Origin of the sequence: Halotalea alkalilenta DSM 17697 (assembly GCF_000621205.1) — a bacterium.
Classification (GTDB): domain Bacteria; phylum Pseudomonadota; class Gammaproteobacteria; order Pseudomonadales; family Halomonadaceae; genus Halotalea; species Halotalea alkalilenta.
In genome coordinates this window covers 25,329-39,346 of the sequence record NZ_KK211236.1, presented here as the reverse complement: position 1 = coordinate 39,346, position 14,018 = coordinate 25,329, and the positions used below count along the sequence as shown (strand labels likewise).

Genomic DNA, 14,018 nt, shown 5'->3' with positions numbered 1-14,018 from the left:
ACCGTTCGTGTCCTTCGATGCGTTTCGCTTACTCAGGATGCTCGGATAGCCGGTGAGGAATGAGCCGAGTCGAACCACGGCCTTGCCGCCGCCGCCAGATCCCTCGTCAGGCTCACTCGAACCACGCATTACCCGCAATGTCGGATCCAGAAGGGAATGCTAAAGCGCGGGATCGATCGTGCCGCCGAGCGATGCGTTGCGGCGAAACCATCCCGCGATGCTGGCACGTGGCAGGCGGGTCGGCAGCACCTCGTGGGGCATGGTCTCGGAGAGAAAGCAGACCAGCGTGCCGAGCATCGGGCGCACCAGCACCAGGGGCTCGCCGGGTGCATCGGTGAACTCCGGCTGGGATGGATAGATCACCATCTCGCCACCGCCATCCTGTGGCCATTCGGGGTTGAGATAGAGCACGCTCGAGATCACTCGATTGCTGCGTCCGCGGAAGCTGTCGAGATGGGGCTTGTAGAAACTGCCCGGCGGATAGTGGGCGAAGTGCGCCTCGAGTTCGAACAGGCCGAGGAACAGCGCCCGGTTGATTGCCCCGCGCAGGTGTTCCATCAGTTCGAAGTATTCGCGCTGCGCCTGGGTCGAGCGGTCGAGCCAGTGGATCGAATCACTGCGGATGTCCCGGCGTAGCACGTGTTCGCTACCACGCCCGATACCGGCGGCGTGGAGTGCTTGTTGCCTGCGCAGGGTGGCGAGCTCCTCGGCCAGCGCCAGGCATAGCGAGGCGGGCACCTGGTGCTCGAGCAGTGCATAGCCTTGGCTTGCGAGCTGGTCGATCAGCGCATCGAGACCGGCGTCGTCGAGCCAGCTCGGTGCCATGGGGGAGGGGGACTCGCTCATTGCCAGTAATCCGTCGGATAGGGGGATTGTCGCCGCCTCGTCAGGCGGCGCAGCGGCGCCCCGGGAGGCGCGCGATCGAGACCGATGTCGACACCCAGGCCGGCGTCGAGCAGCTCGACCACCATCATCGCCGAAAGCCCCCAAAGGGTATAGCCGTCGAAAGCATAGCTGGGAACGAACAGGGTCAGGCCGTCCTCCAGGTCGATCGCATCGGTATGCTGGCGGGGGTCTTTCGCCAGCGCCGATAGCGGTACTTCGAAGACCGACGCCACCTCGTAGGGATTGGCGATGAAGCTCGGCGGTTCGCGCACCAGTCCGACGAATGGGGTGACTGCGATGCCAGTGACCGAGATCACCTCGCTGAGCCGGCCGATCAGTTCCACCCGGGTGGGTTCGAGCCCGACCTCCTCCCAGGCTTCGCGCAGCGCGCAAGCCTCGAGGCTCTCGCCGGGGTCGCGCTTGCCGCCGGGAAAAGCGACCTGGCCTGCGTGGCTGCTCAAGCCCTGGGTGCGCAGAGTGAGCAGCAGCGCGGGAGTCTCCCGGACGACGATGGCGATCAGCACCGCGGCGCGGCGCCAGTTACCAGGCAGCCGACGAGGGCGATAGTGGGCGAGTCGGCCGCGCAGTTTTTCAAGCTGCGTGCGATTCTCTACCATAGCGTCATCTTTCATCTGGTGATCCGTCCTGGCCGCGGGCAAGGTGGACGCCGGGTCCCGCAGGGAGAGCCTCGGCCAATGAATTTCTGCAGTCACTGCGGTGCGCGTGTCGAGAGGATGGTGCCCGAGGGGGACGATCGGGAGCGCTACGTCTGCCCGAACTGTGCCACGGTTCACTATCAGAACCCGAGAATCGTCGCCGGCACCCTGATCAACGCGGGTTCCAGAGTGCTGCTCTGCCGCCGGGCGATTACCCCGCGGCGTGGCTATTGGACCCTGCCGGCGGGATTCATGGAAAACGCCGAGACCACTTTCGAGGCAGCCATTCGTGAGACCCGGGAAGAGGCCTGCGCCGAGATCGGGGGGCTTTCGCTCTACGCGCTGTTCGACCTGCCGCACATCGATCAGGTCTACATGATCTTTCGTGGTGAACTCAGAAGCGGCTACGCACCGGGGCCGGAGAGCCTGGACGTGGCGCTGTTCGAGGAGCACGAGGTGCCCTGGGATGAGCTCTCCTTTCCTACCGTCGAGATTACCCTGCGATATTTCTACACTGACCGGCGGCGCGGTGAATACCCTCTGCATCGCGAAACCATCGCCCGCCCGCCCAGCGGCTTCTTTTCCCGTTGAAGCGGGTCTCGGCGTTCGCGCGGCGAACGATGATGGCATAATCGCCACCGGCCCGCTCGCCGGCGAGGCTGACAATGGATGGACGGTTTTTCGATGCTGAAATGGCTTTCCCTTGCACTGCTGCTGCTGATCGCGCTGCTTCAATACCATCTGTGGATGGGCGAGGGCGGGCTGCTCGAGCTGCGTACCATCTCTTCGCGGGTCGCCGATCTCGAGCAGAACAACGAGAAGCTGCGCGAGCGCAACGACCAGCTGGCCGCTGAGGTGGTCGATCTCAAGACCGGGCTCGATGCGATCGAGGAGCGGGCGCGCAACGATCTCGGCATGGTACGCAACGACGAGCAGTTCATTTGGGTGCCGGACGTCTCCGCGGCGCCCCGCAGCGGAGGCGGGCAGTGAGCCTCGACGTGCTGCCGGACTGGCCCCGCGCGCTGGGCGATGCACCCCCGCCGGGCAGTTTCCGGGCGACACCCGAGGCGTTCGTGGTCATCGAATCATTCGGGTTTTCGCCGCAGGGGCACGGCGAGCATCTCTGGCTTTGGATCGAAAAACGCGGGGTCGATACCAGGCGGGCGGCGTCGCTGCTCTCGCGCGTGCTGGGCGTTTCCGAAGCGGCGATCGGCTACAGCGGGCTGAAGGATCGCCACGCGGTCACCCGCCAGTGGCTCTCGGCACCGCTGCGCGAGGCGCCCGACCCTGAGCAGTTGGAGGCGCTGGCGAGCGAGGGCGTGAAGGTCCTCGAGGTTCATCGCCACCCGCGTAAGCTCAAGCGGGGCAGCCATCGGCTCAACCGTTTCGTGCTCGAGATCGGCTTCGCCGAAAGCGACCGCGAAGCGATCGCGGCACGCTGGCAAGCGCTGGTCCAGAGCGGTGCGCCGAACTATTTCGGCGCCCAGCGCTTCGGCCACGGTGGCGCCAACCTGCCCCGCGCCAGGGCGCTGCTAGCGCGAGGCTGGCGCAAGCGCGACGACCGTGGCGGGCTGCTGCTCTCCTCCGCGCGCAGCTATCTGTTCAACCGCACCCTGGCGGCAAGGGTCGCCGCCGGGCTCTGGAACGTTGCGCTGCCGGGCGAGGTGCTCAACCTCGACGGCAGCGGTAGCCACTTTCTCGCCACTCCCGAGGACGACGCCGCCGCGCTTGCTGCGCGGCTTGGTGCATTCGATGTCCACCCGACCGCGCCGCTGTGGGGCCGGGGCCGGCTTGGCAGTGAAGGTGAAGCCGCGGCGTTCGAGCGCGCCCAGGTGGCCGATGAAGCGATACTGGTCGAGGGGCTCGAGCGGACTGGCGTCGAGCTGGCCCGGCGGGCGCTGCGCGTGAGGCTGATCGAGCCGGGCTGGACACCGATCGATGGCGGGGCGCGGCTCGATTTCTCTCTGGTGCGGGGGGCTTACGCCACTGCGGTGCTGCGTGAGCTGATCTCCGCGCCGACGCTTTGAGCGGGCGTCCAATCCTCAATACGCCATAGGAGTAACGATGAGAAGAGTGCTGCTCTCCAACGACGATGGCGTCCACGCGCCGGGTCTACGCGCGCTCCACGACGCGCTGGCGCCCAGCGCTCGGCTGCGAGTGATCGCTCCCGATCGCGACAAGAGTGGCGCGAGCAATTCGCTGACGCTGAGCAAACCGCTGGCGATCCGCGCCCTGGAAAGCGGTTTCTATAGCGTCGACGGCACTCCGGCGGACTGCGTCTACCTGGGGGTCAGCGGCCTCTGGGACGAACGCCCCGAGATCGTCGTCTCCGGCATCAACCACGGCGCCAACCTGGGCGATGACGTGCTCTACTCGGGCACCGTGGCGGCGGCGATGGAGGGGCGGTCACTGGGAATGCCTGCGATCGCCATCTCGCTCGCCGGCCGGCGCCATTTCGCCACCGCCGGCCGGGTCGCCGCGAGCCTGGTCGGCGCGGCGGCGACGCTCTCGTTGCCGCCGCGCAGCTTGCTCAACGTCAACGTGCCGGATCTTCCCTGGGAGGAGCTGCGGGGAATCCGCATCACTCGCCTCGGGCATCGCGAGGCGGGGCCTGTGATGCCGATCGAGGTGATCGATCCGCGCGGCGAGAAGCGCTATTGGATCGCCGCCGCCGGCAAGAACGTGGACGACGGGCCGGAAACCGACTTCGCGGCGATCGAGCAGGGATACGTATCGATCACCCCTTTGCTGGTCGATCTCACCCGCCACGATACGCTCGGAGCGCTGGAGGCATGGCTTGAGGCCTTCACCGCTGCACGCTGAGTCGAAATGGATGAGGCCGCGCTTCAGCGATGAGGATATCGCCGGCATCGGGATCACCTCGCAGCGGGTTCGCGATCGAATGGTCGCTGCGCTCGCCGAGGCCGGCATCACCGAACCGCGGGTGCTCGAGGTTCTCTCCAGGGCGCCCCGGCATCTGTTCGTCGAGCCCGCGTTCGCCGATCGTGCCTATCGCGCCGACTCGCTGCCGATCGGTCATGGCCAGACCCTGTCGCAGCCGTGGATGGTGGCGAGGATGAGCGAGCTCACGCTGCGCGAAGCGCCTCGGCGGGTGCTCGAGATCGGCACCGGTTCGGGCTACCAGACCCTGGTGTTGGCGCAGCTGTTCGAGTGCGTCCATAGCATCGAGCGGATCGAGGCGCTGAGCGCGAGGGCAGCGGCGCGTCTTCAGGGGCTAGGCGTGGACAACGTGCGGTTGCGCCACGATGATGGCCGACTGGGCTGGCCCGCTGCCGCGCCCTTCGATGCCATCCTGGTCACCGCCTGTGCCACTGAGATCCACCCCGCGTGGATCGAGCAGCTCCGCCCGGGCGGTGCGGTGATCGCGCCGCTTCAAGGCGCCGATGGCCTGGACGCCGGCCGTCAGTGGCTGGTACGCGCGCGCAAGACCGCTCGCGGCGTCCAGCTGCGGCGGCTGGAGCCGGTGCGTTTCGTACCCCTGATCGAGGGAGTGATCGAGTGAAACGGCTGTATCCACTTTTCTTGAAAGGCATGGGGATGGGCGCCGCGGACGCGGTGCCGGGTGTCTCTGGAGGCACCATCGCCATCGTCACCGGTATCTACGAAGAGCTGATCGATACCATCCGGCGCTTCGGCCCCGGCGCCTTTGCGGTATGGCGGCGCGAAGGGCTGGGCGGGTTGGTGAGATTTTTGAACCTTAGATTCCTGCTCCCGCTGCTGCTGGGCATCGGCGTCAGCCTGGTCAGCGTGGCGCATCTGGTCACCTGGCTGATGGTCGAGCATCCGCTGCTGCTCGATGCCTTCTTCTTCGGGCTGGTGGTGGCCTCGGCGGTGATCGTGGCGAGGAGGATGGGGGAGTGGCGGATGATCCACGGCCTGCCGCTGGTGATCGGTTTGTTCATCGCACAGTCGCTACCGGGGCTGCTGCCGAGCGGTGGTGGCGCGGGGATGCTGTTCATCGGCGGCGCGGTGGCGATCAGCGCGATGCTGCTGCCGGGCCTTTCGGGTACCTTCCTGCTGCTGCTGATGGGGCTCTACGGTACGGTGATGGGGGCAGTGAAAAGCTTCGACCTCGATGTGCTGTCGATCTTCGCGCTCGGCTGCCTGGTGGGACTTTTCACTTCGTCGCGGCTTTTGTCCTGGCTGTTCCGCCACCATTATGGTCCCACCCTGGCCGGGTCGGTGGGCTTGTTGCTCGGCTCGCTGCCGATCCTCTGGCCCTGGCGGCAGATGACCAGCTACACCCTCGATGCGCGAGGAGAGAGCGTGCCGCTCGCCTATGACTACCTGACGCCGTGGGACTATGCGCAGCTGTTCGGCGTTTCCGCCCAGCTGCCCACGGCACTGGCTCTGATGGCGGCGGGCTTCGCGCTGGTGCTGGTGATCGACAAACGTGGTTCGAAGGGGAGATTGATGAATGTCGAGGATGGACGCAAGCATGGATAGGTCTTTCGCGGTTCGATTCGCCCGCGGCAAGCGTCGCTGCCTCACCGGGCTCGGCGTGGTCGCGGTGGCTCTGCTGGCTGGCTGCCAGAGCAATACCGGCGTACCGCTGGTCGAGAACGCCTCGCTCAATGCACCGGAAGACGATGGCACCTATCAGGTGAGAAGCGGCGATACGCTCTACAGCATCGCTTGGCGCGAGAACGTCGACTACCAGCAGATCGCCCAGCTCAACAACATCCAGCCGCCCTATATCATCAGCGTCGGCCAGCGGCTCAGGCTGCGCGAAGGTGCAGGTGCCCCCGCGGCGAGTGCACCTTCCGCCACCGGTACCCAGGCGATTCCCCTCGGCGGTGCCGCGTCCAGCACGGCGGGTGACGACGACAGCTGGCTGCTCTCCTCCTCGCCGGCAGGGTCTTCCCAGGGTGGCGCCCAGGTCAGCGATGGCGCCCAGAGCGGCGCTCAGCAGGTGGTCCAATCCAGCGGCGCTACGGCCGCAACCGGCGCGGCGGCTGGAGCGCAAACTCCCGCGCCCGCCCCGGTAGCGTCGAGCACTGCGCCGTCCACCGCTCACGCGCCCCAGGCCGACCCGAATCGGCGCTATTCCCCGGCGACCCGGATCGACTGGCGGTGGCCCACCGAAGGACGATTGGTCGGTGGTTTCACCGATAGGACGGATATCACCGCGGGCATTGATATCGCGGGTCAAAAGGGGCAACCTGTTTACGCTGCAGGTCCCGGTATAGTCGTCTACGCAGGCAGCGGCGTCCGCGGTTATGGCAATCTGGTCATCATCAAGCACAATGATCAATTCCTCAGTGCTTACGCGCACAACGCCGAACTCAGCGTCAAAGAGGACGAGGTCGTGGTGACCGGACAGCAGATCGCGACGATGGGTGACACCGAGGCCGATCAGGTCAAGCTGCATTTCGAGATACGCCAGGATGGCCAGCCGAAGGATCCGATCGTTTTCTTGCCGGATCGCTGAGGTCTACGGGTAGGCGCCATGTCCAGCGCGTCTTCCGCCCCGAAGGAACCGAGGAGCGGAAGCGTCGGCAGTCGAGGACATGGTGCTGTCACATAGGTGTTCGGTCGTCGTCCGGGCAACCCGTTCGCACCGACCACCCCAAGGACGAAGGGGAATCGACATGTGCGCAGTAGCTAGAACGAAGGAACGTGAGCTGCAGAACGCCAACGCGGAGTTCTTCACCGACGACAAGTTCGAAGAGAGCAAGGTCGACGATGAACGCGGCGTCCTCGGACTCGATCAGGATGACGAGGAAAAGGACGAAGAGGACGATGGCGCCTTCGAGCGCGCCCTCAATCGCGACGACCGCCCTGCCCAGAGCGGCAGCCTCGACGCCACCCAGATATATCTCAACGAGATCGGCTTTTCTCCCCTGCTGACGCCGGAGGAGGAGGTCCACTACGGTCGTCTCGCGCGCAAGGGTGATCCTGCCGGTCGCCAACGCATGATCGAGTCGAACCTGCGCCTGGTGGTCAAGATCTCCCGGCGCTATCTCAATCGCGGGCTGACCTTGCTCGACCTGATCGAAGAGGGCAACCTCGGCTTGATTCGTGCGGTGGAGAAGTTCGACCCGGAGCGTGGATTTCGCTTCTCCACCTACGCGACGTGGTGGATTCGCCAGACCATAGAGCGGGCGCTGATGAACCAGACCCGCACCATCAGGCTGCCGATCCACGTGGTCAAGGAGCTCAACGTCTATCTGCGCGCTGCGCGGGAGCTGACCCAGAAGCTCGACCACGAAGCCACCGCCGAGGACATAGCCGCCCATCTCGATCGCCCGGTCGAAGCGGTGAAGAAGATGCTCGGCCTCAACGAGCGGGTCTCCTCGGTCGATTATCCGATCGGTGCCGAAAGCGACAAGCCTTTGATCGACACCATCGCCGACGAGAACGAAGCCGGGCCCGAGTCCAATCTGGTCGACTTCGACGTCAAGGCGCACGTCGACGAGTGGCTCGCCGAACTCTCCGACAAGCAGATGCAGGTGGTGGTGCGGCGTTTCGGGCTGCGTGGCCACGAAGCGGCGACCCTCGAGGAGGTGGGCGAGGAGATCGGGTTGACCCGCGAGCGGGTTCGCCAGATCCAGGTCGAGGCGCTCAAGAAGCTGCGTCGCATGCTCGAGAAGCAGGGACTGACCCTCGATAGCATTTTCGAGTGATCGAGCGGCCTTTCCAGTGCATTCGCATCCCGCCCGGCCAAATGGTCGGGCGGGATGCGCTTGTCAGGGTGGGTTTTCTCGATGACTCGATAACTAACATGCGTGGATGTATGTAAGTGCGAGACGATGTGATAACCTTCTCGCCAATTCAACTTTATCCGCGTTCTTATCGAGGGCGAGCCCTCGATTCGCGGGCGAATACAGAGACGCGAAGAGCTCAACAAATAGGATGGCATCGATGTCGACGTTAAGAGTGCTGCCGTTGGTTCTGGGGATCTCCATGGCTTCACAGGTAGCGCAGGCGGCGGATCTGCTCACGATCGCCCAGGATGCGCTGCTCAACAATGCCAGCCTCGCGGCCGACCGGGCCGGGGTCAACGCGACCCAGGAAGGCGAGGCGATCGCTCGTGGCAGCCTGCTGCCGCAGGTGACCGCCAACGGCAACATCACTCGCTACCATGTCTCCAACAGTGAGAGCTCGCGCGCCTCCAGTGGCTTGGCTTCCGGTGGTGACAGCACCTATAACTCCTCGGCGATCGAACTGCAGGCGACCCAGTCGCTGTTCGATGCGACCAACTGGTATACCCTCCAGGCGGCCAAGCGGCAGAGCGCCCAGGAGTCACTCAACTTCTCCAACAACCGGCAGGTGATGCTCTACAACGTCGCCAGCGCCTATTTCGAGGTTCTGCGCGCCAAGGAGCTGCTCGATACCTATCGCGCCGCCGAAGCCGCCTACCAGCGTCAGCTCGACCAGACCCGCGAGCAGTTCGATGTCGGGGTGATCGCCTCCACCGACGTGCGCGAGGCCGAAGCCTCCTACGACTCCGCCCGCGCACAGCGGATCTCCCAGGAGAGCATCCTGCGAGTCAACTTCGAAGCCCTCGAGCAGCTCACCGGCAAGCAGTATCCGAGCATCGATCGCTTGTCCGACGAGCTGCCGATCCAACCGCCGGAGCCGACCAGCCGTCAGGCCTGGGTCGAGATGGCGAGCACCCAGAACCTTGCCCTGCGCGCTGCCCGTGCCGGCATCGATCTGGCCCGAGAGAACGTGAAAGTCGCTCGTGCCGGGCACTTGCCGACGCTCTCGGCGGTCGCCAACTACCAGTACGGCGACAGTAACCGCAGCAACTACATCGGCTACGACGAGTCGAACAGCATCGGTCTGCAGGCCACGTTGCCGATCTACACCGGGGGCTCGACCAGCGCCCAGGTACGCCAGAACACCTACTCTCTCGAGCAGGCGCAGTTCACCGCCGAGGAGCAACTGCGCACCGCGGTACAGCAGGTCAGCTCTTTCTTCGCCCAGGCCAACAACGACGTGCTCACGGTCGAGGCGCGCCAGCGTGCGATCGTTTCCAACCGTGCTGCGCTGCAGGCGACCCAGGATGGCTACGATGCGGGAACGCGTACCATCCTCGACGTGCTCACCGCCCAGCAGAACTACTACACCGCGCTTTCCGACTACGCCAGCGCGCGCTATGACTACGTGCTCAACATGCTCAGTCTGCGCCAGCAGGCCGGGGTGCTCGATGTCGATACCCTCGATGTGCTCAATCGCTGGCTGGTGGTGGATGACAATCCCATCCGCATCGACGCCCAGGGCGAGCAGCCGATCGGTGATGCGCAGATCGACCTGAGCCAGATGGGTATGCAGCAGTAGCGTTTGCCGCGCAGAGGTTTTTACTGCGTAGCGGCGGCAAAAGACCCGATCCATTCGCAATGGATCGGGTCTTTCGTTTGGAATCACCGTGCAATCGCTCGAGCGTTGAAAAATAATAATGTTTCGAAGCCGCGATGATTCACGTCCGCCTGCTCGAGCGGCATACGACTCTCGCCACCCCTCAGTCATTCAGGAAACCCCATGGCCCGCCCGCTGCGCGCGAAGCTCGATCTCGATGCCCTCCGACACAACTACCGACTCGCCTGCGAATGCGCACCTGAAAGCCGCGCGCTGGCCGTGCTCAAGGCCAACGCCTATGGCCACGGCGCGCTCGCCTGCGCGCGCGCGCTCGAGCCCATGGCCCCGGCCTTCGCAGTGGCCTGCATCGAGGAGGCGCTCGAGCTGCGCGAAGGAGGCATCGACAAGCCGATCGTGCTGCTCGAGGGATTCTTCGAGGAGTCGGAGCTCGAGATCATCGCCCGGGAGGGCTTCTGGACCACGCTGCACAGCGACTGGCAGATCGAAGCGGTGGAGCGCAGCCGGCTGCCCGCACCGGTCAACGTTTGGCTGAAGTTCGACTCAGGGATGCACCGACTAGGGTTCGGCACCGAGGATTTCGTGCGCCACTGGCGACGCCTCGCGCTCAGTCCCAAGGTATGTGGGGTCCACCTGGTCACCCATTTCGCCACTGCGGACGGAGCTGACATGGCCTACGCCAATCGCCAGCTCGCCGAGATCGAGGCGCTGCGGCACCGGCTCGAGGCCGAAGGCTACGAGGTGCCGTGCTGTCTCGCCAACTCCCCGGCGACGCTCGCCCTGGCTCGGGCGCGCGGGCAATGGCATCGACCCGGGCTGATGCTCTATGGTGCCGATCCGCTCGAGCGCGCCAATGCGTTCAGCGCTCGGCTGCGCCCGGTGATGACGCTCGAGAGCGAAGTGATCGCAGTGCGCAGCGTCGCGCCCGGCGAGCCGGTCGGCTATGGTGGGCGCTTCATCGCCTCGCGGCCGACGCGCATCGGTGTGGTCGCCTGCGGCTACGGCGATGGCTATGACCGCCACGCCGTGGACGGTACCCCGGTGCTGGTCGATGGCCGGCGCAGCGCGATCGCCGGCAAGGTGTCGATGGACATGCTCACCGTCGATCTCACCGATCTCCCCACTGCCGGCATCGGCGCCAAGGTGACGCTCTGGGGGCGGGCCGAGGATGGCTCGCAGCTCAGCGTCGACGAGGTGGCCAGGTACTGCGACACGATCAGCTATACCTTGCTCACCGGCATACTGCCGCGGGTGCCCCGGGTCGTGAGCGCAGGCTAAGGCGCTGGCGTCCTGGAACCGTCTGCATCCGGCGTGCTTTATGGGTACAATGCGGCGCGCTCGGTCGTTCGTGGCTGAGCGGTGTTCCTTCGACCTATGGCACGCGATTTCATATGGCAAAGCAGAAGAAACCCTACCCCGAAAGCCATCTTCATCCCCGCTTCTGGCCCACCTGGGCGATGATCGCTGCGATGCGCATCGGCGCTTTCCTGCCATGGCGGCTGAAGCTGTGGATCGGCAAGGGGCTGGGGGAGCTCGTCTACCGAACGCTCAAGCGGCGTCGCCACATCACTGAGACCAATCTGCGGCTGTGCTTCCCCGAGCTCGATGATGCCCAGCGAGAGGCGTTGGTGAAGCGCACCTTCCACGCCAATGGCATCGGGGTGCTCGAGACCGCCACAGGCTGGTGCCGCGACCCCGAGCACATGCGCCATCGTGTGGTATTCAAGGGCACCGAGTACATGGAGCGGGCCAAGGCCGAGGGCAAGGGCGTGCTGATCATCGGCATCCACTTCTCGACCCTGGATCTCGGCGGTGCGCTGCACTCGCTGTTCTTCGATGCCGATGTGGTCTATCGCAAGCACAACAATCCGGTATTCGAGAAGTTCATGACCCGCGCACGCAATCGGATATTCGGACAGGCGATCGATCGCCACGACCTGCGCGGCGTGGTCAAGCGGATCAAGGCGGGCAATGCGGTGTGGTACTCCCCCGACCAGGATTTCGGCCGCGATGCCAGCGTGTTCGCTCCTTTCTTCGGCGTCGATGCCGCGACCATCAAGCTCACCGCCAAGATCGCTAAAATGACCGGGGCCCCGGTGATGCCGCTGATGTTCCATCGTAACGACGACGACTACACCTACACCCTCGAGTACCTGCCTGCGCTGGAAGGCTATCCGAGCGGTGACGACGTAGCTGACGCCACGCGGGTCAACGCCTTCATCGAGCAGGCGATCCGCCGCCATCCTGAGCAGTATCTATGGCTGCACCGCCGCTTCAAGACGCGTCCCGCCGGCGAATCCTCGCTCTATTAGGCCGAGATCCGGTCCCAACCTCCTCGGTTTTCTTCCGCGCCCGCCGATGAGCGGGCGCGGAAGGTTGCGAAGGCGTGCTCAGGCGTCGATGCGCTTGTACTTGACCTTCTTCGGTACGTCGCTGCCGACTCGCTTGCGATAGTCCGCCTCGTACTCGGTATAGGAGCCCTCGAAGAAGGTCACCTGGGAGTCACCCTCGTAGGCCAGGATGTGGGTGGCGACGCGGTCGAGGAACCAGCGGTCGTGGCTGATCACCATGGCGCAGCCGGGGAAGGCGAGCAGGGCCTCCTCGAGCGCACGCAGGGTCTCGATGTCGAGGTCGTTGGAAGGCTCGTCGAGCAGCAGCACGTTGGCGCCCTGCTTCAGCGTCTGCGCCAGCTGCAGCCGGCCGCGCTCGCCGCCCGAGAGGTCGCGGAGGAATTTCTGCTGGTCGGTGCCCTTGAAGTTGAAGCGACCGACGTAGGCGCGCGAAGAGGTCTCGTAGCCGTTGATGTTGAGCACGTCCTGACCATCGGAGACCGCCTGCCATACCGTCTGGCTGTCGTCGAGGTGGTCACGCAGCTGCTCGACGTAGGCGATCTTGACCGTTTCGCCGAGCACGACCTCGCCCGCGTCCGGCTGCTCCTTGCCGGTCACCAGCTTGAACAGCGTCGACTTGCCGGCGCCGTTGCCGCCGATGATGCCGACGATCGCACCGGTCGGAACGGTAAAGGAAAGGTCCTCGAACAGCACCTTGTCCTCGAAGCGCTTGGTCACGCCGTGGAACTCGATCACCTTGTCGCCCAGGCGCGGGCCGGGCGGAATGTAGATCTCATTGGTCTCGTTGCGCTTCTGGAAGTCGCTGGACTGCATCTCCTCGAACCTGGACAGGCGCGCCTTGCTCTTCGCCTGCCGGCCCTTCTGGCCCTGGCGCACCCACTCGAGCTCCTGCTTGATCGCCTTCTGGCGCGAGGCCTCCTGCTTGGCCTCCTGCTCCAGACGCTTCTCCTTGGCTTCGAGCCAGTCGGAGTAGTTGCCCTCGAAGGGGATGCCGCGGCCGCGGTCGAGCTCGAGGATCCAGCCGGCGGCGTTGTCGAGGAAGTAGCGATCGTGGGTCACCGCGACCACGGTGCCAGGATACTCGACCAAAAATCGCTCGAGCCAGCCGACCGATTCGGCGTCGAGGTGGTTGGTCGGCTCGTCGAGCAGCAGCATGTCGGGGTTCGAGAGCAGCAGCCGGCAGAGCGCCACGCGACGGCGCTCGCCGCCGGAGAGATGCTCGATCCTGGCCTCCCACGGCGGCAGGCGCAGCGCCTCGGCGGCGACTTCGAGCTTGCGCTCCAGATTGTGGGCGTCGGCTGCCTCGATGATGTTCTCGAGCCTCGCCTGCTTGGCGGCCAGGGCGTCGAAGTCGGCGTCCGGTTCGGCATAGGCGGCGTAGACCGCCTCGAGCTCGGCCTGGGCGCTCTTGACCTCACCGAGCGCCTCTTCGACCGTTTCTCGCACCGTCTTGGCGTCGTCGAGCTGGGGCTCCTGGGGCAGATAGCCGACGTTGATGCCGGGCATCGGCACGGCTTCGCCGTTGTACTCCTGGTCGACGCCGGCCATGATCCGCAGCAGCGAGGACTTGCCCGAACCATTGAGGCCAAGTACGCCGATCTTGGCGCCAGGGAAGAATGAGAGCGAGATGTCCTTGAGGATTTCGCGCTTGGGCGGGACGACCTTGCCGACCCGGTTCATCGAATAGACGTATTGCGCCATGTGTGACGATCTTCCTCGTGGTTTGTTGCACTTAGGGGGAGCGATGCGTCTCGATCGCATAGGCTGCCCGCGCGCTCGGCGC

14 protein-coding genes are annotated in these 14,018 nt (G+C 65.2%); 11 read left to right on the top strand and 3 right to left on the bottom strand.

The window, feature by feature from the left end:
• Positions 1–159: 159 nt before the first annotated feature.
• Positions 160–846 (bottom strand): 2OG-Fe(II) oxygenase, encoded by a 687-nt coding sequence (locus tag Q376_RS0120600; protein WP_027351893.1) that lies wholly within the window; start codon positions 844–846, stop codon positions 160–162.
• On the bottom strand, positions 843–1,517 hold the full coding sequence (locus tag Q376_RS0120595; RefSeq protein ID WP_027351892.1) for a CoA pyrophosphatase: 675 nt from the start codon (positions 1,515–1,517) through the stop codon (positions 843–845). The genes Q376_RS0120600 and Q376_RS0120595 overlap by 4 nt, the downstream gene beginning before the upstream one ends.
• Before the next feature lie 63 nt (positions 1,518–1,580).
• On the opposite strand from Q376_RS0120595, the gene Q376_RS0120590 reads away from it, so the two are divergent.
• The 11 genes from Q376_RS0120590 to lpxL all read left to right on the top strand — a co-directional run bounded on the left by Q376_RS0120590 (position 1,581) and on the right by lpxL (position 12,196).
• A complete protein-coding gene (locus tag Q376_RS0120590) occupies positions 1,581–2,132 on the top strand; it encodes an NUDIX hydrolase (protein WP_027351891.1) in 552 nt (183 codons plus the stop codon).
• A gap of 93 nt (positions 2,133–2,225) precedes the next feature.
• On the top strand, positions 2,226–2,531 hold the full coding sequence (gene ftsB, locus Q376_RS0120585; RefSeq protein WP_027351890.1) for a cell division protein FtsB: 306 nt from the start codon (positions 2,226–2,228) through the stop codon (positions 2,529–2,531).
• Entirely contained in the window at positions 2,528–3,568 is a 1,041-nt protein-coding gene (gene truD / locus Q376_RS0120580; RefSeq protein ID WP_155834423.1) for a tRNA pseudouridine(13) synthase TruD, read from the top strand. Before ftsB ends, truD begins: the two co-directional genes overlap by 4 nt.
• Before the next feature lie 37 nt (positions 3,569–3,605).
• Positions 3,606–4,364 carry a 5'/3'-nucleotidase SurE gene (gene surE / locus Q376_RS0120575; protein WP_027351888.1) on the top strand — a complete coding sequence of 253 codons (759 nt, stop codon included), beginning with the start codon at positions 3,606–3,608 and terminating at the stop codon, positions 4,362–4,364.
• 10 nt (positions 4,365–4,374) lie between these two features.
• On the top strand, positions 4,375–5,064 hold the full coding sequence (locus Q376_RS0120570; RefSeq protein WP_027351887.1) for a protein-L-isoaspartate(D-aspartate) O-methyltransferase: 690 nt from the start codon (positions 4,375–4,377) through the stop codon (positions 5,062–5,064).
• A complete protein-coding gene (locus Q376_RS0120565; RefSeq protein WP_027351886.1) occupies positions 5,061–6,008 on the top strand; it encodes a DUF368 domain-containing protein in 948 nt (315 codons plus the stop codon). Before Q376_RS0120570 ends, Q376_RS0120565 begins: the two co-directional genes overlap by 4 nt.
• Positions 6,001–6,993, top strand: coding sequence for a peptidoglycan DD-metalloendopeptidase family protein (locus Q376_RS0120560; RefSeq protein ID WP_052365620.1), 993 nt, complete (start codon positions 6,001–6,003; stop codon positions 6,991–6,993). The genes Q376_RS0120565 and Q376_RS0120560 overlap by 8 nt, the downstream gene beginning before the upstream one ends.
• 160 nt (positions 6,994–7,153) lie before the next feature.
• Complete coding sequence (gene rpoS / locus Q376_RS0120555) at positions 7,154–8,188, top strand: RNA polymerase sigma factor RpoS (RefSeq protein ID WP_043449228.1); 1,035 nt, start codon at positions 7,154–7,156, stop codon at positions 8,186–8,188.
• 280 nt (positions 8,189–8,468) lie between these two features.
• Positions 8,469–9,848: a TolC family outer membrane protein gene (locus Q376_RS23810; protein WP_052365619.1), complete on the top strand. Its 1,380-nt coding sequence runs from the start codon at positions 8,469–8,471 to the stop codon at positions 9,846–9,848.
• Between the two features lie 201 nt (positions 9,849–10,049).
• Positions 10,050–11,162 carry an alanine racemase gene (gene alr, locus Q376_RS0120545; RefSeq protein WP_027351883.1) on the top strand — a complete coding sequence of 371 codons (1,113 nt, stop codon included), beginning with the start codon at positions 10,050–10,052 and terminating at the stop codon, positions 11,160–11,162.
• Positions 11,163–11,275: 113 nt separating this feature from the next.
• Positions 11,276–12,196: an LpxL/LpxP family Kdo(2)-lipid IV(A) lauroyl/palmitoleoyl acyltransferase gene (lpxL, locus tag Q376_RS0120540; RefSeq protein ID WP_027351882.1), complete on the top strand. Its 921-nt coding sequence runs from the start codon at positions 11,276–11,278 to the stop codon at positions 12,194–12,196.
• A 78-nt stretch (positions 12,197–12,274) separates the two neighbouring features.
• Here lpxL and ettA read toward each other — a convergent pair whose 3' ends face one another.
• Positions 12,275–13,936 (bottom strand): energy-dependent translational throttle protein EttA, encoded by a 1,662-nt coding sequence (gene ettA / locus Q376_RS0120535; RefSeq protein ID WP_027351881.1) that lies wholly within the window; start codon positions 13,934–13,936, stop codon positions 12,275–12,277.
• Positions 13,937–14,018 lie beyond the last annotated feature (82 nt).